The organism is Nocardioides sp. SLBN-35 (genome assembly GCF_006715725.1).
In the GTDB taxonomy this organism is placed as follows: Bacteria; Actinomycetota; Actinomycetes; order Propionibacteriales; family Nocardioidaceae; genus Nocardioides.
Window position 1 is genome coordinate 3,077,576 of the sequence record NZ_VFNU01000001.1, and the last position, 19,693, is coordinate 3,097,268.

The 19,693-nt window shown below is 75.4% G+C and carries 18 protein-coding genes; 1 reads left to right on the forward strand and 17 read right to left on the reverse strand.

Translation table 11 applies throughout. The features are described from left to right. Positions 1–112 precede the first annotated feature (112 nt). Positions 113–955, reverse strand: a complete 843-nt coding sequence (locus tag FBY23_RS26435) for a helix-turn-helix transcriptional regulator (protein ID WP_222117834.1) — start codon at positions 953–955, stop codon at positions 113–115. A 184-nt stretch (positions 956–1,139) separates the two neighbouring features. Between FBY23_RS26435 and FBY23_RS14990 the strand changes: the two genes are divergently transcribed. Beyond that, entirely contained in the window at positions 1,140–1,346 is a 207-nt protein-coding gene (locus FBY23_RS14990; protein WP_141798872.1) for a hypothetical protein, read from the forward strand. On the opposite strand, the gene FBY23_RS14995 is transcribed toward FBY23_RS14990, so the two are convergent. From FBY23_RS14995 to FBY23_RS26445, 16 genes are all read right to left on the reverse strand, one after another. Beyond that, positions 1,325–2,785 carry an oligosaccharide flippase family protein gene (locus tag FBY23_RS14995; protein WP_160158247.1) on the reverse strand — a complete coding sequence of 487 codons (1,461 nt, stop codon included), beginning with the start codon at positions 2,783–2,785 and terminating at the stop codon, positions 1,325–1,327. The genes FBY23_RS14990 and FBY23_RS14995 overlap by 22 nt on opposite strands. After that, the gene (locus tag FBY23_RS15000) at positions 2,782–3,885 is read right to left on the reverse strand and encodes a GNAT family N-acetyltransferase (RefSeq protein ID WP_160158248.1); all 1,104 of its coding nucleotides are present in this window, start codon (positions 3,883–3,885) and stop codon (positions 2,782–2,784) included. Before FBY23_RS15000 ends, FBY23_RS14995 begins: the two co-directional genes overlap by 4 nt. Beyond that, on the reverse strand, positions 3,867–4,625 hold the full coding sequence (locus tag FBY23_RS15005) for an aminoglycoside phosphotransferase family protein (RefSeq protein WP_160158249.1): 759 nt from the start codon (positions 4,623–4,625) through the stop codon (positions 3,867–3,869). Before FBY23_RS15005 ends, FBY23_RS15000 begins: the two co-directional genes overlap by 19 nt. Continuing rightward, a complete protein-coding gene (gene galE, locus FBY23_RS15010) occupies positions 4,622–5,632 on the reverse strand; it encodes a UDP-glucose 4-epimerase GalE (protein ID WP_141798875.1) in 1,011 nt (336 codons plus the stop codon). The genes FBY23_RS15005 and galE overlap by 4 nt, the downstream gene beginning before the upstream one ends. 4 nt (positions 5,633–5,636) lie before the next feature. Then, on the reverse strand, positions 5,637–6,437 hold the full coding sequence (locus FBY23_RS15015; RefSeq protein WP_141798876.1) for a hypothetical protein: 801 nt from the start codon (positions 6,435–6,437) through the stop codon (positions 5,637–5,639). Next, positions 6,434–7,534: a glycosyltransferase family 4 protein gene (locus tag FBY23_RS15020; RefSeq protein WP_141798877.1), complete on the reverse strand. Its 1,101-nt coding sequence runs from the start codon at positions 7,532–7,534 to the stop codon at positions 6,434–6,436. The genes FBY23_RS15015 and FBY23_RS15020 overlap by 4 nt, the downstream gene beginning before the upstream one ends. Beyond that, complete coding sequence (locus FBY23_RS15025; RefSeq protein ID WP_141798878.1) at positions 7,531–8,646, reverse strand: glycosyltransferase family 4 protein; 1,116 nt, start codon at positions 8,644–8,646, stop codon at positions 7,531–7,533. The genes FBY23_RS15020 and FBY23_RS15025 overlap by 4 nt, the downstream gene beginning before the upstream one ends. Positions 8,647–8,648: 2 nt before the next feature. Beyond that, positions 8,649–11,435, reverse strand: a complete 2,787-nt coding sequence (locus tag FBY23_RS15030) for an oligosaccharide flippase family protein (protein ID WP_141798879.1) — start codon at positions 11,433–11,435, stop codon at positions 8,649–8,651. A 113-nt stretch (positions 11,436–11,548) separates the two neighbouring features. Then, positions 11,549–12,694 (reverse strand): cellulase family glycosylhydrolase, encoded by a 1,146-nt coding sequence (locus FBY23_RS15035; RefSeq protein ID WP_141798880.1) that lies wholly within the window; start codon positions 12,692–12,694, stop codon positions 11,549–11,551. Continuing rightward, positions 12,691–13,503, reverse strand: a complete 813-nt coding sequence (locus FBY23_RS15040; protein ID WP_141798881.1) for a polysaccharide deacetylase family protein — start codon at positions 13,501–13,503, stop codon at positions 12,691–12,693. Before FBY23_RS15040 ends, FBY23_RS15035 begins: the two co-directional genes overlap by 4 nt. After that, the gene (locus FBY23_RS15045) at positions 13,500–14,075 is read right to left on the reverse strand and encodes a hypothetical protein (protein ID WP_141798882.1); all 576 of its coding nucleotides are present in this window, start codon (positions 14,073–14,075) and stop codon (positions 13,500–13,502) included. Before FBY23_RS15045 ends, FBY23_RS15040 begins: the two co-directional genes overlap by 4 nt. Beyond that, on the reverse strand, positions 14,072–15,361 hold the full coding sequence (locus FBY23_RS15050; RefSeq protein WP_141798883.1) for an O-antigen ligase: 1,290 nt from the start codon (positions 15,359–15,361) through the stop codon (positions 14,072–14,074). The genes FBY23_RS15045 and FBY23_RS15050 overlap by 4 nt, the downstream gene beginning before the upstream one ends. Continuing rightward, positions 15,358–17,496, reverse strand: a complete 2,139-nt coding sequence (locus tag FBY23_RS15055) for a glycosyltransferase (protein ID WP_141798884.1) — start codon at positions 17,494–17,496, stop codon at positions 15,358–15,360. The genes FBY23_RS15050 and FBY23_RS15055 overlap by 4 nt, the downstream gene beginning before the upstream one ends. Positions 17,497–17,543: 47 nt before the next feature. Then, complete coding sequence (locus tag FBY23_RS15060) at positions 17,544–18,650, reverse strand: glycosyltransferase (protein ID WP_141798885.1); 1,107 nt, start codon at positions 18,648–18,650, stop codon at positions 17,544–17,546. A 1-nt stretch (position 18,651) separates the two neighbouring features. After that, a complete protein-coding gene (locus tag FBY23_RS26440; protein WP_174245215.1) occupies positions 18,652–19,344 on the reverse strand; it encodes a sugar transferase in 693 nt (230 codons plus the stop codon). Continuing rightward, positions 19,341–19,676, reverse strand: a complete 336-nt coding sequence (locus FBY23_RS26445) for a hypothetical protein (RefSeq protein ID WP_174245216.1) — start codon at positions 19,674–19,676, stop codon at positions 19,341–19,343. Before FBY23_RS26445 ends, FBY23_RS26440 begins: the two co-directional genes overlap by 4 nt. Positions 19,677–19,693: the final 17 nt, after the last annotated feature.

A 19,693-nucleotide genomic window follows, 5' to 3' on the forward strand; every position in this document is an offset into this window, starting at 1 on the left:
GTCACCTTCGGGGGGAGGTACGGGGCCGCCGACGCAGGCCGGCAGTACCTGGACGCGCGAGCCCTCGGTTCATGACGCGATTTCGGGACCTCGAAGGTAAAAGGTTGCTCAGCTAGTCGCCGGCTCCGCCGCGGCGGGCCCGGCGCGCGGCCCGGTTGATGCGCAGCAGCATGGCTGCCGAGGGCGTCACCGAGCCGGTGACGTACGTCGACAGCCGCGACGACGAGGTCCCGACCAGGGCCGCGAACTCCCGCTGGGTGAGCCCGGTCTCGGCGATGGCGTTGCGGATGTGGGCCGCGATCGCGGCGCGCTCGTCGTCCTCGACGATGCGGCGGATCATCTCGCTGACCGCCTGCAGGCTCCGGGCCTCCGCGACGTGGACCTCAGGGTCCAGCATCGCGAGGTGCTTGTCGATGATGCCCGACCACGGCTCGGCCCGCGTCGCGCCGGTGAGTGCGCGCCACTCGAGCACACCGCCGTCGCGGAAGACCGCGAGCAGCGCGTCGAGGTCGGTGATCGCGGGCACCTGCGCCGCGGCGTCGCCCACGGTCATCAGCCACGTGACCGCCTCCGCGCAGACCGCGACCAGGTCGGGACGCTCGCGGAGGTCGAGCGTCCCGGCGGCGCCGCCCTGGAGTCCCCAGGCCCGTTCGCCGAGGGCGCGGGCCAGGGCCGTGGTGAGCTCGCGGTCCTCCCCTTCGACGCTCACCAGCGCCTGGTCCTGGAACTCGGCGACCTGCCGGCCGCCGAGCTGGGCCACCAGCTGGGCGAGGAACTCGATGTCGGTGACCTCGCCGAAGCTCACGATCGACAGGGCGTTGGCGAGCACGGTCCGGACCAGCGGTGCCGGTGCCCCTCGGCGTACGGTCAACCGGTCGACGGCGCGCTCCCACGTCGCGGTCAGCTCCGCGTCGCCGTCCGCCCGTTGCTCGAACGACGCGACGATCCCCCACATGCCGTGCGCCCCCTCCAGCCGGCCCCGTCACCGAGCCGTGCGGGACAACATTGCCCTGCCGCGCCAACCCGAACCTCGCATTTCGGGCGGCGCGATATCGGATCTGACATCACCTGCGCAAGATCCGGCCGGCCACCGGGACCCACGCCGTCGCGCAGGCGCCGCGAACTACGATGTCCCGACCATGTCGCACCGGATCCAGCTGGCCGTCCTCGCCCTTCTGATCAGCGGGATCAGCGTCCAGGCCCTGGCCGGCAGCTCGCGGCTCTCGGGCCCGATCATCGTGACCCTCACCGCGTCCCACGGAGTCCACCTCGACGACCTGCTGGTCGTTGCCGCGTGGGCACTGTGCATGGCGTGGTGCGTGCGTCAGTGGCGGCGCAACCTCTGAGCCTGCCCGACCAGCCGCGGATCGGCGGCCAGGGTCACGACGGTCGTCGCGACGACGTACGCCGCGCCCGCGGCCAGCACCGCGGGCAGGAGCGGCGGGAGCGCCGCACACCACGCGGCGGCCGCAGCGCAGCCCGCGCCGAGGCCGAGCAGGTGCCGGGGAGCGACGACCGGCCCGATCCGGCGGTGCACCACGACGAGCAGCACGACGGCCTGCGCCGCGAAGGACACGGTCGTGGCGACGGCGGCCCCGAGCAGGCCGCACCACGGGATGAGCACGAGGTTGAGCCCGATGTTGACCACGAGCGCCAGCACGCTGGCGACGAGGACCACCGGGTCGGGGCGCAGCGCCAGCAGGAGTGAGGCGCACTGGTGGCCGATCCCGAACAGTGCCGGGGCCAGCGCCAGGGCGACGAGGAGGCCGGGATCGGCGTACTCGGCTCCGAGCAGGGCCGTGACGATGTCGTCCCCGCGCAGCGCCATGAGCACGCCATAGGGCAGGTAGGCCGCCAGCATGGCGGCCATCGAGATCTGTGCCCACCGGCGTACGTGCTCGAGGTCGTCGGGCCGGCTGGCCACCACGGGCACGATGCCGCGGGTGAGTGTCCAGGTCACGAAGGTGACGGTCTCGAAGATCCGGTAGTTGGCGGCGTAGACGCCGACCGCCGTGGTGCCGAGCATGACCCCGACCAGCGCGGTGTCGATGCGGAACAGGCCCATGGAGGCGAAGGCGTTGAGGCCGAGCACGGGCAGCGCCTGGAGCAGCAGCCGCGCCTGCGGCCGGCTGCCCCGGAACCGGAGCCGGACCCCGGCGCGGCGCGCGGCGAGGTGCATGGCGAGCGCTCCCCCGACTGTGCCGGCGAGGTAGGCGAGTGCCGCGCTCTCGGCCCGGGGGGCGAGGACGAGGGAGCCGGCGACCAGGGCGAGGGTGAGGAACCGCTGGATCACGAGCACCAACGCCGAGCGGTGCTGCTCCTGGCGGGCGCCGCAGCAGGCGCGAGAGGCGTCGGAGAAGGTGTCGACGAGGCACGCGAGCACCACCAGCCACACGGTCACCGCGTCGGCCGACGGCATCGTGGCCAGCAGGACGGGACCGGCGACGGCACAGATCGCCCCGCTCAGCACCGCCCGGATGCCCACCAGTGCGCCGTAGCAGCGGTCGAGGAGGTCCGGCTGCGCGCTGCCGAGCTGGATCAGCCGGGCGTCGAGGCCCGAGGACGAGAGCACGGCGAGCAACAGGCCCAGGCCGAAGCCGAGCGACAGCACGCCGAACTCCGCCAGCCCGAGCAGGCGCGCCAGCAGCAGGAACATGACGAACGTGGCGACCTTGCCGAGCAGCTCGGAGGCAGCCAGGGCGGCGACCGTCGAGCCGGTACGACGCAGGGTGCCGTCCGCGGGGCGTGGCGGGGTCGCCGTGGTCGGCTCCGTCGTGGCCGTCACCGCTCTGCGATCCTCTGCAGCACGCCGGCCGGCAGGGCAGCCTTGAGCCGGTCCCGGGCCGACCGCTCCCACCGGTCGAGCCGGTCGACGGCAGCACCGGAGGAGGCGAGGAGGTGAACGCGGTGCACCTCGTGATTGCCGAACTTGCCGTCGGTGCGGCCTCGCAGCCAGTCGAAGGTGGTCACGCCGGGGTCGGCGGAGGCGCGGGCCGTGGCCGCGAGGTCGCACACGACCGCACCCCGGTAGTGCTCGAGGCCGTCGGCGACACGACCGTCGAAGACCCGGTGGACGCCGGGCTCCTCCACCACCATGCCGTAGCCAGCGATCTCGCCGTCGACGAGCAGCAGGTCGAGGGTGAGGGCTCCGGCGGCGGCAAGGTCGGACACATTGGTCTCGTAGAAGCCCCGCGCGGCGGGGTCGTCGAGGTGGCTCCGGCGGCCGCAGGCGTGGTCCCGACGGCGGCGTACGTCGACGACGCGGGGCAGCCAGCGGGCCACCTCGGCGGGCTCCCGGACGGCGAGCTGCTCCGCGCGGCGACCGTCCGCGGCGATCCGGTTGAGGGCGTTGTTGGCCTTGCGTCGCCGGTTGCGGCTGACGACGTAGTCGGTGCCGATGCCGAGGATCTGCGGGATCGGCGCACCGGGCTCGAGCCGCACGCGGCCCAGCCTGCGCAGCAGGCCCGCGACGACGGGGCTCTCGCCCGGCAGCTGGGCGAGGTCGAGGGACCAGGCGGCGTGCTCTCGCTCGACCCAGTCGACGAGTGCCGCGGCGAGGGCATCGCCGGTGTCCTCGTCGTGGTGGAGCTGGCCGTAGTCGTTGAACGGTCCGCCGAGCAGCTCGATGTGCCACACGCCGCGCCGGCGCGAGCGGGTGAGGGCGGCCAGCCCGGCGACGGAGCGGTCGGCCGTGCCGATCGTGAGGGCGACGGCCTCGCCGGGCAGGTGCGCGGCGGCCGCGCAGAGCCAGGCCGCGCGGGTGCAGTACGCCGTGCTGCGGGCGTCGACGTAGTCCGCCAGCTCGAGGAGCCGCTCCCGGGCCGGGCCGCCCGTGGCGACCCGGGTCGACCACGTCCGCGGCGCGCTCACAGCCCCGCGGTCCACGCGAACACCTCCCGCCAACGGCGCCGGCGACGCTCGACGAGGTCGGGGCGGAGATCGGCCGCGGGGATGCAGACCTCCGAGCCGTAGGTGCGCAGCGCCAGCCACCGCAGCTGGTGGGCGATCGCGGCGTGCTCGGCACGCGGCGCGGACCGCAGCACGCTCTCGAGGCCCCCGCGGGCGAGGTCGGCGTCCACGACATCGACGAGCAGCCGCAGGAAGTCGTGGTGCCGGGGCCCGGTGGAGGTGTACTCCCAGTCGATCACCACGACCTCGCCCGGCCCGGCGCGAAGCACGTTGGCGCGGTGGAAGTCGTTGTGGACGGTGACGGTGCACGGAACCCGGGCAGCGGCGGTCCGGGTCGAGGCGAACAGCCACGGGCTCACGCCCGCGGCCGCCAGCCGGAGGGCGTTGCCCACCGTCGCCGACCGGGGCGCCGCCCAGCTGGCGCCTTCGGTGCGGAAGCGCGGGGCGGGGATCCTCTCGATGCGCCGGGCGACATCGAGAGCGGCCTCCAGGTAGTCCTGCGACTCCCCCGGTTCGTCGGCGACCCGCCGGCTCGCCATCCAGCGGTCGTCGGGCCCGACGGCGACCGTCCGGGCCGTCGGGAGCCCGTGCGCGGCCGCCCATGCGCGCCCCTCGACCTCGCGCCGGATCCGCCGGACGTCGCCGGGCTCGGTCGCTGCGAAGACGATGAACGACGGATCGAGCAGGTAGTCCTGCGGCACCGTCGACGCCCTCACGGGGTCGCCTCGGCGAGGTCGGTCAGGACGTCGCCGCGCCGAGCGGACCAGGCCAGGGCGTCGCGGACGCCGGCCTCGAGGTCGAGCTCGGCCTTCCAGTCGAGGAGCTCGGCTGCCCGCTCGCAGCGGGCGAAGGCACCGACGGCGTCACCCGGGCGGCGGGGCGCAGCGACGACCTCGACGGCGCGGCGGGACACCGCGGTGAACACGTCGAGGAGCTCGCGCACGCTGGTCCCGCGACCGGTGCCCAGGTTGATCACCTGGTGCCGGTGCCCGTCGAGCGCACGGTCGAACTGCTCGACGGCGGCGACATGGGCACGGGCGAGGTCCCACACGTGGACGTAGTCGCGGATGCCGGTGCCGTCGGGCGTCGGGTAGTCGACGCCGGTGATCAGGAACGGCTCGTCCCGGCGGCCGGCCTCGACCAGGCGGCCGAGCACGTGCTGGGGCACCGGCTGTTGCGGGCCGGTGCGCAGCGCGGGGTCGGCACCCATCGGGTTGAAGTAGCGCAGGGCGAGCGAGCGCAGTCCGGTGACGGCGCTGACGTCGGCGAGGATCGCCTCCGTCATCGCCTTGGTGCGGGCGTAGGGGCTGCTGGGACCGAGCGGGGCGGTCTCGTCGACGCCGGGGTCCTCGCCGGCTGCGTAGACCGCGGCCGAGCTGCTGAAGACGAGGTCGGTGACGCCCCCGTCGGCGAGCGCGGCCACCAGCTCGAGGGTGCCGGAGACGTTGGTGCGGTAGTAGCCCACCGGGTCGCTCACGGACTCGGGGACGACGACGCGAGCCGCGCAGTGCACGGCGGAGCGCAGGTCCGGGTGGGCGGACAGGATGCTGCGCACCAGGGCGCGGTCCGCGATGTCACCGCGGTGGAACGGCAGGTCGCGGACGAACTCGACCCGTCCGGCCGACAGGTCGTCGAGGATGATCGGCTCGTGCCCGGCGTCGAGGAGCGCGGAGACGACGGTGCTCCCGATGTAGCCGGCGCCGCCGGTGACGAGGACCTTCATCGCCTCAGCACCGGCCCTTCGGGCCGGCCGGCACGCCGTCGGGGATCGAATGGGCGATCACCCGGTCCAGCCGCAGGTCGGCCGGCACGGAGCGGTAGAGCTCGAGGCGAATCCGGCGGCGGGTGCCGGGCTCGTAGCACCAGTAGCGCCCGGAGATGACCTGGGCGACGTCACCGTCGGCGTCGACCAGGATCGCCTGGGCCGCGACGTAGTCGCCGACCGGGCCGGCCGCGCTCAGGGTGGCGGTCACGACGGCGTTGTCGGCGGTCCGCTTCAGCTTGCCCTTGCGAGCCACGACCCGGGGCTCCTCCTCGCGCACCGGCCGGAAGTCCGTCGAGACGTACTCGACGGCGACGTCGGTGACCTCGGCCGCGGCCGGGCCGAGGGGTGCGTAGACGGCGAACTCCTCGCCCGGCGGCAGGCCGAAGACCGTGCAGCACACGTCGTTCTCGGGTCCGGTGGTCGACACGACGGGCCGGCCGGAGGCGTTGCGGCCGGTGATCCGCACCCGAGCCTCGTCGAGGACCTGGTCGGAGTCGTTGCGCAGCACCACGGCCAGCTGACGGCCCTCCTGGCCCCAGGAGACGACCTCGGGGCCGACCCCCGCCGTACCCGCGGTCGCGCCGCCGTCGGTCGGTGTCGCCGGGACGGGCGCGGCGGTCGGGACCGGGTCGTCGCTGTCGGAGCCGTCGTCGCCGCCGATCATGCCCGACATGAGCAGCGGCCCGGCGACGAGGCCGGTCGCGATGCATCCGGCGCCGACGTACAGCAGCCAGCGGCTCTGGCTCAACTTGTTGGCACTCATGGTGAAACTCCCGTCGTAGTGGGGATCCGGACCGAGCTTCCGGTCATGGCGGAGTGGAGGGCGCGATAGCGCGCGATCATCGGAGCGGCGCCGAAGCGCTGGTCGAAGGCCGCGGAGGCGCGCGCGGTGAGCCGGTCGCGGCGCCCGGCGTCGCCGAGCACCGCCCGCAGCCCGGTGGCGAGGTCCGCGGCGGACCCTGGGCGCACGGCGTGGACCGCGTCGCCGAACTGGTGCGCGATGCCGGGGACCTCGGAGATCACGACCGGGAGCCCGGCGCCGAGGGCCTCGAGCACGGCGATCGGCAGGCCCTCCCAGTCGGTGGCCAGGGTCAGCAGGTCGCTGGCGGCCACGAGCCGGGGCATGTCGGCGCGCTCGCCCAGCAGCCGCACCCGGTCGTCGAGGTCGTGCCGGGCGACCGCGGCGGCGATGCGCGCCCGGTTCGGTCCGTCGCCGGCGAGCAGCAGCAGGGGCGGCCGGTCGTGCGTCGCCAACGCCGCCCAGGCCTCGACGAGCAGGTCGTGCCGCTTCTGGTCGACGAGCCGGGCCGGGCACAGGGCGACGGTCTCGCCGGGCGCGATGCCGAGCTCGGCCCGCGCCCGCCGGCGTGGGTACGACGGCAGCCGGGCCACACCGTTGGGGATCACCGTGACCCGGTCGGCCGGGAAGCCGCGGCCGGTGAGCTGCTCGCGCAGGTGTGGCGAGACGACCACGACCTGGTCGGCGGACCACCGCAGGATCCGGACGGCGGCGCCGAGCTCGTGGCCGGCGACGCCGTGCAGGGTGACGAGGAGCGGGACCCGGTGCCCGTAGGCGAGCCGGGACAGCAGCGCGGCCTTGGGGTTGTGGGCGTGGACGAGGTCCGGCGCCGGGACGCGGCGCAGCCGCGCCACCGAACGGGCGAGGTCACGGGGGCGTCGGCCCACGGCCGGGAGGGTGGTGTGGGCGATGCCCGCGGCCAGGATCTCGGCGACCCTGAATCCGGGGGCGCTGGCGATCCGCGCCTCGTGGCCGTCGTCGGCGGCGGCCCGGGTGAGGGTCACCGCGACGACCTCGGCGCCGCCGGCCCCGAGCTCGGGGATGACGGTGAGGATCCTCATCCGGCCACCGCCTCGTAGACGTCGACCAGCGCCCGGGTGGTGCGGTCGATGCGGTAGTGGTCCTGGACCCGCCGGCGCCCGCTCGCGCCCATCCGTCGACGCAGCCCCGCGTCGGCCGCAAGGTCGGCGAGGGCGCGGGTGAGCTGGTCGATGTCGCCGGGGTCGACCAGGATCCCGTCGATGCCGTCGCGGACCAGCTCGGGCACGCCGCCGACCCGGGTGGCGAGGACGGGGACGCCCAGCGCCATCGCCTGCAGCAGCGCCATCGGGCAGGCCTCCGCCGCGGAGGTGAGGGCCACGACGTCGGCGTCGCGCAGGATGCCGGCGGGGTCGGCCCGGAAGCCGGCGAACGAGACCCGGCCTGGCTCGGCGGACGCCGCGACGGCCGCCTCGATCCGGGGCCGCTCGGGGCCGTCGCCGACGAGCCGCAGGTGGACCCCGGGCGCGCGGTCGACGGCGGCGACCAGGTCGGGGACCCGCTTGACGGGCTGCATCAGGCCGAGCCAGGTGACCCGGACCGGCCCCGGGCGGTCCGGATCCGCACCGGCCGGGTCGTGCGCGAGCCAGGACCGCCCGACCCCGTTGGGTACGGCGTGCACCAGGTCCGCGGGGATGCCGACGTGCTCGTGGGCGTAGTCCGCGAGCGCCCGGCACGGCGTGACGACCGCGGAGCGGGGGGTGCGGGCCAGCAGGGCCTCGAGCCGGAGGTAGCGGAGCCGGTCACGCCGGTGGGCCGGGGCGACCGGCAGGTTGCCGGGCACCAGGCCGGCGAGCTGGTCGGGCACGCCGTGCAGCGTGTAGACCGACGGCAGCGAGCGGGACCGGGCGAGGGCGCGGCCCACCAGGCCGGCGCGCCGGTCCTGGAGGTGCAGCACGTCCGGCCGCACCTCGGCGAGCACCCGTGCCACCGCGCGCGCACCGCGCAGGTCGCGGACCCGGTCGATGCCCGCGACGTGCACGCTCACGCCCTGCTCGGCGGCCGCGACCAGGTGCGGGCCCGGCGGGCCGGCCAGGTGGCTGCGGTGGCCCTGGCGGGCGAGCTCGACCGCCACCTCGACGGCGTGGTCGACCGGGCCGCCGCGGTCCTGGGTGATCAGCTGGAGGACGCGCATCGTCAGGTCTGCCTCTCGCGGACGGGCGGTCCCGGGTCGAGGGCGACGCCGAGGGCGACGAGCAGCCAGATCGGGAGGTAGAACTGCTCGCTCAGGAAGCCGGCCGCGGTGAGGGTGCCGGCGAACGCCACGAGCACGGCGTCGGCCAGCGGCCGCTCGGCCGACCCCGGGACGGTGCGGCGGCGGGCGCGCAGTGCGCCGCGCACGGCGTACCCGATCAGGACGAGGAAGCCGGCCAGGCCGAGCAGGCCGAGCTCGGAGGCGACGTCGAGGTACATGTTGTGCACGACCGTCTGCGGGACCGCGCCGACGTCACCGGGCAGGTACGCCTGTGTGGCGGCGGCGAACCCGCCCGGCCCCTGGCCGAGGAATGGGCTGTCGGCCGTCATCTCGGCGGCCATGGTCCAGGTGGTGTAGCGGGACTCGACGTTGGCGGCGGCGATGTGCTCCTTCTCGAGCAGGCTGCGCTCGACGACCTCGGCATGGGTCGCCCACAGCAGGCCGAGAGCGGCCAGGGCGGCGAGCGCGACGGTGACGACGGTGGCCGGGCGCAGCGTGCGGAGCAGGAGCGCGGTGAGCAGCATGACCCCCATCGCGAGCAGTGCGCCGCGGGAGAAGGTCGCGCAGGTCGCGACGACCAGGACCGCGGCACAGCCGGCGACCGCGGCGACGCCGAGGGGCGAGCGCCGGTGGGCGGCGACGAGCGCGAACGGCAGCGCGGCCACCAGGAAGAAGGCCAGGTCGTTGGGGTCCTCCAGCGGGCCGGCCGCGCGGCCGCCCGTGGTGAGGAAGCGGACGGTGGCGACCACGCCGGCGGCGGTGCAGGAGAGGAGGAAGGCGGTGGCGATCCGGGCGGCCACGGCCTCGGCGCCGGGGCGGCCGCGGCGTACGGCATCGACGAGAGCGACCACCACCAGCGCGTACGACGCGTAGCTGACCGCGTGGTCCTGCCCGACCGCGAGGTCCATCCCGCGGACCACGAACGAGGCGAGCAGCACGAGCACCACGACGCCCAGCGCGCCCCCGGCCGGGTGCCGGGGCAGGGACGGCCGGGCACCGGAGACCAGGCGCAGCAGCCAGGACACGAACAGCAGCAGCCCCGCGACCTTGACGGCAGCCGGGTGGACCTCGCGCAGCAGGTCGCCGAAGGGCTCGACCACGACGAGGAGGACCGCGGCCCACTCGAGGCGGTACGCCGCGGCGGCCACGACCGCTCCCCCGCCGAGCGCCGCGAGCACGGGGAGGGGGGCCAGCACGGCCAGGACGGCGGTGCCCAGGCAGAGCGCGACGGCCACGACGAGGAGCGCGACGGTGCCGGCGCGGCGACCGGGGCGTGGCAGCCGCCCGAGGACTGCAAGGGTGACCAGGTAGGCGGCCAGGGAGGCCGAGCCGGCGCCGAGCAACCCGGACAGCGACCCCCGGTCGACGGGCAGCAGCGCGCCGACACCGAGGGCGGTCAGCCCGAGGACCAGCCCGGCGGCGGCCACGGGGAGCAGGCCGCGGCGCAGGCCGTGCCACGGGATCCCGGGGACCCGGTGGGCGACGAGGACGCCGGCGGCGAGGACGGTGAGGCCGCCGGCGGCGACCTGGGCGGCGGCGACGGCGGTGATGCCACGGTCCACGACGAGCAGGAGCAGGACGAGCAGCAGCACGAAGTGGAGACCGGTCAGCACGAGCACGTCGGTGGTGCGGCCGGCGGCCTTGAGCACCACGACCAGCACCTCGAGCGCACTCAGCGCGAGTCCGTAGACCGCCAGCCAGCGCAGCGCGGGCACGGCGGGCGCCCACGCGTCGCCGAGCAGGGTCAGCGCGGGAGCGAGGACCAGCAGGCCGGCGTACAGCGGCACCACGAGGACGTGGACCAGGACGGCGGCGTCGACGGCGGCCCGGCCGACGGCGGCTCCGCGCAACCGGGCGAGGTGGGCGAACAGGCTGCCGCCGATCACCATCGCGATCAGCAGGTAGGGCATGTAGGCCAGGCGGAAGGCCATCGAATAGGTGCCGACGTCGTGGGCGCCCAGCCGGTTGGCGACGAGGACGAAGTCCAGGTTGAGGATGAGCAGCGTCAGCAGGCCGCTGCCGGCCCAGCCGCCGCCGAACGCGAGTAGCGAGCGCACGTCGGCGCGCGACCAGCCGGGCAGCACGGGACGGCGCAACACCCAGAACAGGACCAGGACCAGCACCGCCTGGGCGAGCTGGCCGATGACGAGCGCGGACACGCCGCGGCCTGCCGCGAGGGCGGTCACGGTGACGGCGGCGCCGACGAGGTTGCCGCCGAGGTCGGGCAGCACCCGGCGCCGGAAGTCGAGGGACCGGCGCAGCAGCTCGCCGCTGACGCCCGACGCGGCGGCGAACGGCACGCAGAGCACGACCCCGCGCAGCACCGCCGCGCCCTCGGGGCCGATCTGCAGGGTGGTGGCGAGCCGGGGCGCCGTCGTCCACACCACCGCGACCAGGGCGAGGGACAGGCCCAGGGCGAGGGTGAGGGCACTGCGGGCGGCGCGCTCGGCGTCGCCGCGGAACGGGACCAGCGCCGTGCTGGTGCCGAGGTCGGCGACCACGACGCACACGTTGAGCAGCACGGCCGCGAGCGAGATGATGCCGAACTCGTCGGGCGCGAGGACCGCGGCGAAGACCAGCAGGACGGCGGTCTGGCAGGTCTTGGCGGCCACGGCCCCGAGGCCGAGCCAGCCCGAGCCGGCCACGTACGGCACGGCCCGGGGCCGGGTGGGCACGCCGGCCGCACCCTCCCCCGGGGAGGGTGCGCGCTGGCGACTGGACTCGAGCATGGCACCTCACCAGTGCACGCCACGCCTGCTGGTGATCCATCGACCTGGAAAAGTTCTGGCCCTGCCGACGATGGGGCGTCAGCAGGGCCAGAACGATCGGGTGCGCCCGGCGCTCACTCGCCGCGCACGGCGGCCTCGAACGCCTCGAGAGCGGGCTTGGCCCGCAGGTCGCCGCGCATCAGGCCGAAGCCGTCCTGGTAGCGCCTGCTGGGTCCGTCGACGTCGCGGTACCAGATGATCGGGCCGACGTAGGGGTACTCGGCCCGGATCAGCCGCACCGCCCGGCGCAGGTAGTCGGCCTGCTGTGGCACGGTGACCGGCCGGTCCCAGGCGTTCCCGTCGTTCTCGGTGCCGGTGGACCAGCCGAGCTCGGTGATCCAGATCTGCTTGCCGCCGTCGCCCCACTGCTGCATCACGTCGTGCACCATCGGGGTGCTGGTCAGCCGCCACACCGCGCCGACCGACGCGGTCTCGGGCTCCGCGTCGCTCGGCCCGATGTAGGGGTGCACCGCCAGCGCGTCGAAGCAGCCGGCGGCACCGGCCTCGTAGGCCCGGGTGAGCCAGGGCGCGTCGTTGTACATGATGCCGCCGAACAGCACCGGCGCGTCGTCCTGCTCCTTGACCGCCGGGTAGGCGGCGCAGAGCAGGTCGACATAGGTCTGCGGGTCGGCGCCCTCGAAGAAGCCCTCGAAGTTCGGCTCGTTCCAGATCTCCCAGGCGTCCACCCGGTCGCTCCAGCGCTGGGCGGCGCGGCCGATGGCGCGGGCGTAGTCGGCCGGGTCGGTCGGCGGCGCGTAGAGGCTGCCGTTGGCGCCGGCCCAGCTCGGGGTCAGCCAGAACTCGAGGATCACCTTGAGGCCGTGGTCCTGCGCGGCGTCGAGCACGTCGTCGATCAGCTCGGCGTACCACCGCTCGAACGGGCCGCGCCGGGTCGGCTGGAGGGTGGCCCAGCCGACGTCGACCCGCACCCAACCGGCGCCGGCCCGCTGCAGGCGGGCGAGCACCTTGCGGGCATAGCCCGGGCCGGTGCGGTGGTGGGCGGAGAGCTGGACCCCGAGGTCCAGGTCGGCGACCGGCGGGCCGGTGGGCGTCGCGGGGGCCGGTGTCTCGGGAGCGGGCGCGGACGCGACCGGGTCCGGCCGTCCGGACGGCGTGCGGTCGGCCGACTGTGCGGTGGTCCACTGCATCACCAGGGTGCCGGTGGCCCACAGGACGATGACGGCCAGCGCGACCAGGCCGCGGCGCAGCAGGCGTCTCATGACCTCACCACCTCCACCGGCACGGCGGGGCCGGCAACGGCGCCCGGGGCGTCGTACGCGCTGCCGAGCAGGTCGTGGACCAGCCGCCGGGTGCGAGGCACGTGGCGGGAGGTACGACGAGCGGCCGGGTAGAGGCCGTGCAGCTTGACCCGCAGCGTGCGCAGCGTGTCGGTGGCGTTGACGTCCACGCGCTGGATGCCGAACCGGCCGGCGGGGTCGTGCACGGAGAACGCGGCCCGGTAGCCCGCGGCCTCGACCGCGGCCCGCACCCGCCGGTCGTGGAGGCCGTAGGGGAACGCGAAGGTGGCGACCTCCTCGCCGACCAGCTCGGTGAGCGCGGCGCGGGCCTCGACGGTCTGGCGGCGCAGGTCGGTGTCACCGGCCCGGGTCAGGTCCGCGTGGTCGGAGCCGTGGGCCCCGATCGCCATCCCCTGCGCACGGAGCCCCTGCACCTCCCCGGCGGACAGGAGCGGATAGCGGAGGCGGTCGCCCAGCCAGGTGGCGCGGCCCCCCAGCAGGTCGACCGGGACGTAGAGCACGCTCGGGATCCCCAGCGACTCCAGGATCGGAGCGGCATGCTCCCCCACGCCCTGGTAGCCGTCGTCGAAGGTGATCAGCACCGCCTTGCGCGGCAGCCGGGCTCCGTCGCGCGCGGCCAGGTAGGCCTGCTCGGTGACGGGCACGAACCCGGCGGCGACGAGGTGCTCCATCTGGGCGCGGAAGTTCGCGGGGGTCACGAACATGCCGTGCGGGTCCCGCTCGCGCGCGACGTGGTCGACGCCGTGGTACATCAGCACGCGGGGGGTCATGTCCGCTCCCTGATCCGGTACAGGCCGCCGGCCAGCACCAGCGCCGCGAGGCAGAGCAGCGCCGCGACGTAGAGCTGGCGCGGGGGTACGGCGGTCACGCCGGCGGCCCCGGCCTCGACCACGGGCACCACCCGGGTCGTGGTGTCGTCCTCGCCCTCGGCGACGGCGTAGGCCGCGAGCTGGTTGGCCGCATCGATCGCCGCGGTGCGGCTGGTCGACTCGACCACGATCCGCAGGGTCGCGGTGCCGGGGTCCTGCACGGTGCTCACCGAGACGTCGGCGTCGTTGTCGGCCGCGCCGGAGCCCGCGCCGGAGCCATCGGCGCGGGCAAGCTCGGCCGTCTCGGCGGAGCTGAGCGAGACGCCGTACTCGTGGGCGAGCATCTCGACCGAGTCGGCCGGCACATCGGCCGACAGCGGCCGCAGCGCGACCGCGCTGGTCGCGGTGTAGGTGGTGGGGATCAGCAGGATCAGCTGGATCCCGAAGGCGACCGCCAGCGCCAGCCCACCCACCAGGATGCCGATGTACCGCCACCGGTCGCGCTGTCGTTGGGCCTGTCCTGCGGTGGTCATGGGGAGGTCCTCGCTTCTGGCTGGGGAGTGGGCCGGGGGGTCGGGACATGGACGGTCTCGGCGACGATGGCCATGCCGAGGAGGGTCCAGGTGAAGCCGTAGACGATGGGGTTCCACAGGGGCATGTCGAAGACGCCGTGGATCGCGATGGCCAGCAGGCCGGCGAGCACGGCCAGGGCACGCACCGAGAGCACGGCGCCGTCCTCGTCGCCGACCCGCGCCGCCACGGCCTGCGCGGCCAGCTGCCTCCGGACCGCCAGCACACAGCCGGCCAGCACGATCACGCCGGCGGTCAGGCCGATGACACCGCGCTCGACGAGCACGGTGAGGTAGAGGTCGTGGGCGTGCTCGGCGCCGTAGGCCGACACGGTGCTCACCGAGCTGGTGGCGGCCACCCGGTAGCCGTCGGGTCCGACGCCGAACCACGGGCGGTCCGAGATCTGGCGCCAGGCCTCGCCCCAGATCAGCGGGCGGGCGTCGTACTCGTTGGCACCGGTGTCGCCCAGCGAGCGCAGCCGGGTGCCGAGGATGCCGAGCAGCGGGACGTCGGCCGGCAGGACCAGGGCGAGCACGCAGGTGGCGAGCACCGCGGCGCCGGCGCGGCGCAGCAGCCGCCGGGTCCGCGGGACACCGACGGCCAGGCAGGCCAGCGCGACGGTGCCGCCGATCCAGGCCCCGCGCGACATGCTCAGGGTCCAGGCCAGCGCGATGCACAGCGTCGCGGCGGCGAGGACCGCGGCGCGAGCCCGCGAGCGCGCCGTGACCAGGCACGCGACGGCGACGGGGAGCACCCCCGCGCAGAAGATGCCGAGCTCGTTGGGCTGGGCGAACGGACCGGTGAGCCGGCCGTCGACGACCCAGCCACCGGCCGCGGCCTGCAGACCGCCCGCGCCGGAGAGCGCGTAGGCGCCGATGCAGCCACCGACCACGACGAGCAGGTCCGGCCCGCCGCGCTCGTGGCCGGGCCGGTGCGCCATGGCCACCCCGACGGCGTAGCCGAGCGCGATGCACGCGATGAGGACGCGGGTGACGGCGTCGCCGGGGTTCACCCCGCCGGCGGCCGAGACCACGCTCGTGACGATCCCGAGGGCCAGGCCGAGGAGCAGCAGGGAGGCCGGCACCGGCCGCTCGTCCTTGACGAGCAGCCAGGCGGCGATCGCGGCGGGCACGCTCATCGCCACGAACGCGACGCTGAGCCCGATCGAGAAGGCACCGCCGAACGGGAGCACCACGAGGGCGACGACGACCGCGAGGGCCGACGCCGGCAGACGGGCGGGAACCGTCATCGCGGACGGCCCCGGCGGCGCACGGCCGCGGAGAGCGCGCCGTACGCCTTGACGAGGTCGCGGGCGGCGGCGACGGGCGCGACGAGCGGCACTGTGCGCAGCGGATCCGGTGCCTGCAGGGCCCGGCCGACGGGGAGCGAGAGGTACGCCGCCAGGCCGGCGCTCGCGGCTGCCCGGGCACCCGTCGAACCGCGCAGCGCGACGCCGGCCGCCGCGGTGTAGGCGGCGACCCTGGCCAGGTCACGGCCCAGCAGGCGGCGGTCGAGCGAGTTGCCGCTGCCCTCGCCGTAGCGGCGGTACATGGTCAGGTTGGCCCGGAAGGTCGGGCGCTGGGCCCAGCTGACCTCGGCGTCGCGCACCATCCGGGCGGTGCCACCGGCGGCGACGATGCGGCGGCCGAAGAGGACGTCCTCGCCGGTCTGGAGGTTCTCGGGGAAGCCGCCGACGCTCGCCCAGGCGACCCGGGCGAAGGCGACCGAGCGCCCGGTCGGCATCGAGGCGTCGAACGCCCGCCCGAAGAGGCGGCCGTAGGCGCGGGCCAGTGGCGTCGGGCGGGCCAGCTCCTCGACGCTCGGGTACCCGACCGCGGCCAGGGCGTGCTCCCAGGGCTGGGCGGCCCCGACCCGGTAGGTCCCGGTCCACAGGTCGACCTCGGGGTGGCGGGCGAAGGCGCGCCGGAACGCGGCCAGCCAACCGGGCGAGGGGACGCAGCCCGCGTCGGTGCAGGCGATCCGGTCGTGGCTGGCGGCCCGGATCCCGATGTTGCGGCCCTGCGAGATCCCGGCGCCGGGCTCGACCAGCAGGCGCACCCGCTCGTCGAAGGCCGCGAAGGCCCGCACGACGCCGGCGGTGTCGTCGCTCGACCCGCCGTCGACGACGACGACCTCGTCGTGGGGGCCGAGCTGGGGCACCAGCGCCGACAGCAGCTCCTTGGCGGCAGCCTCGTCGTCCAGCACGGTGGTCACGACGCTGATCGCGGGACCGGTGGGCGGCAGGCCGACGCCGGGACGATGGGCCAGGGTGGCGAGGAAGTCGACGAGGACGTCCGCCGCGGCCCGGGCATCCGGGTACGACGCCGCGACCCGGGCGCCCGCCGTACCGCATCGGGTGCGGGTGTCGGGGTCCTCGAGCGCGAGCAGGGCCGCGGCGACATCGCCCGGCGCTCCCGCTCGGACCTCGACGCCGCCCTCCCGGGCCATCGCGCCGAGCGGTGGGGTGACGACGACGGGTACGCCGGCGGTGAGGGCCTCGAAGGCCGTCATGCCGAAGGCCTCGCGGTGCCAGGGCATCGACTCGGTGGGCTTGGTGAGCACGAGGACGGCGTCGAAGGCGCCGGCCAGCCGGGCGAAGCCCGGCACCTCGCCGAGGAAGCGGACCCGGTGCGCGACCCCGAGCTCGGTGGCGAGCGCGACCAGGCGCAGCTGCTCGCCGGGGTCGTCGGGATCGTGGATGCCGGCGACGACCAGGTCCCAGGCGGCCGCGGCGGGATCGGCCAGCGCGCGGATGGCGTCGTCGATGCCCTTGCCGTGGACGATCCGGGTGCCCATGCCGGCGACCAGCCGACCGCTCGGGACCTCCAGGCCGAGGGCGCCGCGCGCCTCCACGCGGGTGAGGTGGTCGGTGGTGCGGGGCGGGTTCAGGAGCAGCGAGCTGCGCAGGCGGCGGCCCTCGAGGAGCCACGCACCGGTGGCCACCTGGCCGTCGCTGACCCGGTCGAGGAGGGCCGTGGGCCAGCCCTCGAAGGAGCCGTCGTGGCGCACCCACACGAAGGGGATGCCGAGGGCGCGGGCGGTCGGGGCTGCCGCGAGCGCCGCCTTGACGCCGTGGGCGACGACGACGTCGGGCCGCGAGGAGCGCAGCGCAGCGCCGACCCGGGCCGCGAGGAGCGGGATCCGCGAGGCGCGCCGCTCCGAGCGGACGGTGGCGACCGGGACGCCGCGACGGCTCCAGGTCGCTGCGGTGGGTCCGCCGCCGAGGGCGACGACGTCGAGGTCGGCGCGGTCGGTGGCCTCGGCGAGCTGCAGCTGCCAGCGCTCGGCCCCGCCGAGGACGCCGCCCTGCTGGACCACGGTGATCCGCAGCCGGTCCTGCTGGCCGGTCCGGGAGACGGCCGCGGGATCGAGAACCTGCGTCATCGTCGTACTCCGCTCTGGTCAGTGCGGTGGCCCGGGCGGGCCTCCCTTCACCGCACCAGTGCGTCGGAGTAGCTGCCGTGATCCATCCGGGCCCGGGGAATTTCGCGAGGGTTCCTCACGGAGGCCGGCACGTGGCGGTACGCCGTGGTGAGCCGGTAGCGCTGGAGCGAGACCGAGTGGTCGGTCGAGAACGCCAGCGAGCGGCGGTGGGCGCGGGCCCAGGCGAGGGGCTCGTGCAGGTCCAGCAGCCGCTCCGCCTGGCCCTCCACCGTGGGCTCCAGCCCGGGGACGTCGTCGCTGACCAGCGTCGGGATCGCCCGGGCCACGATCGGCAGTCCGACGGCCGCCGCCTCGAGGATGCTCACCGGGGCGCCCTCCCACGCGGCCGTGTGCACGTAGGCCTGCGCGGCGCCGAGCCGGGCGACGACCTCGGTTCGGGGCAGCCAGCCGGAGACCTCGACGCCCGCGGTGCGCAGCGCGTCCTCGCCCTCGGTGTCGCCGCTGCCGAGCCACTCCCAGTGCAGGCCGGCCGCGCCGCGGGCCGCAGCCTGGCGGTCGGCCTCGCGCTTGACCTCGACCAGGTGGCGCCAGTCCTTCTGCTCGGTGACCCGTCCCACCGTGACCACCCGGAACGGCTCGCCGCGGCGGACCCGGACCTGCGGCGGGTGCAGGGCCCGGTTCGGCACGGTGACGACGCGGCGGAAGCCCAGCTCGGCCCCGAGGCTCCCCTCGTGGGGGGAGCAGGCCACGAGCACGTCGGTACGACGGACCAGCGACCGCTCGACCTCGCGGATCGCCGTGCGGCTCACCGCACTGAGGTCGGTGCGCTCGAACGCGAAGCAGTGCGGGCTGTAGGCCACCGGGGCGCCGAGGTCGCAGGAGCGCGCCAGCACGCCGGCGTACGACGAGTGGGCGTGGACCAGGTCTGCTCCGACCCGACGCACCAGGTTGCGCAGCCCCCGCGCCGCCCGGCGCGGCGGGCCCGGGAGGACGTGCACCGCGGCGAAGGCCGCGCGCTCGTCGCCGGTGTCGGCATGGTCGCGTCGGTGCCAGATCGCGAGTTGGTGCTCGATGTCTGGCGTCGCGTCGACCATGCTGAGCACCGCGCTCAGCACTCCCCCGCCGAACGACTCGACGACGTGCAGGACCCGCATGTCAGTACGCTCCCCGGCCGCCGAAGACGGCCGGCAGCGTCCGGAGCAGGATCCGCAGGTCCATCCGGAGTGAGTGGTGGTCGACGTACTCGAGGTCGAGGTTGATCGCCTGGTCCCACTCGAGGTCGCTGCGGCCGTTGATCTGGGCCAGGCCGGTCATCCCGGGCCGGACGGCGTGCCGGCGGTGCTCGGCGGGCGCGAACCGCGCCACCTCGGTCGGTGTGTTGGGTCGAGGGCCGACCAGCGACATGGTGCCGTTGACGACGTTCCACAGCTGGGGCAGCTCGTCGAGGGAGAGCCGGCGCAGCCAGTGCCCGACCGGCGTCACGCGGGGATCGACGTGGAGCTTGGTGAGCGGACCCGATCCGTCGTGGCCGCGGGCGAAGACCTCGGCAGCGCGGGCCTCGGCGTCGGCGTACATGGTCCGGAACTTCAGCACCTCGAACAGCCGGCCGCCGTGCCCGACCCGCTGCTGGCGGAACAGCACCGGTCCCCGGCTGGTGCCGACGACGAGGAGGGCGATCAGGATCACCGCGGGGAGCAGCACGACGAGGAGCGCGAGCGCGACCACGGCCTCGCCCAGGTCGCGGGTCCGGCCGTGGGCGTGCACCTCGAAGAAGGGCACCACCACCGGCGCCGGGTCGACCGTCGCGGCCACCGCGACCACGTCCGGCGTCGCCTGCTGGGCGCTCACGGCCGGCCCCGCAGCTCGACCTCGAGCGCGGCGCGGGTGCTCGCACCGAGCTGACCAGCCTCGTCTACGCGGCGGTCGAGGGCGACCAGGGCCGCTTGCAGGATCTGCTCGGCCTGGGCGGTGGACCGGGCCACGATCCGGTCCGCCTCGCGACTGCCCTCGTCGAGCATCTCGGTCGTACGCCGGAAGGTGCTGCCGCGCACCCTGCGGGCGTGGTCGGCCAGCGAGCGCAGGACGCGTGGCGCCTCGGCCTGGTCCACGGTGACCGCGTACTCGAGGTGGGCCAGGAAGCCGTCGATGTCCTCGAACGTCCCGGCGTGAGTGCTGATCATCGATGCCACTCCTTGTG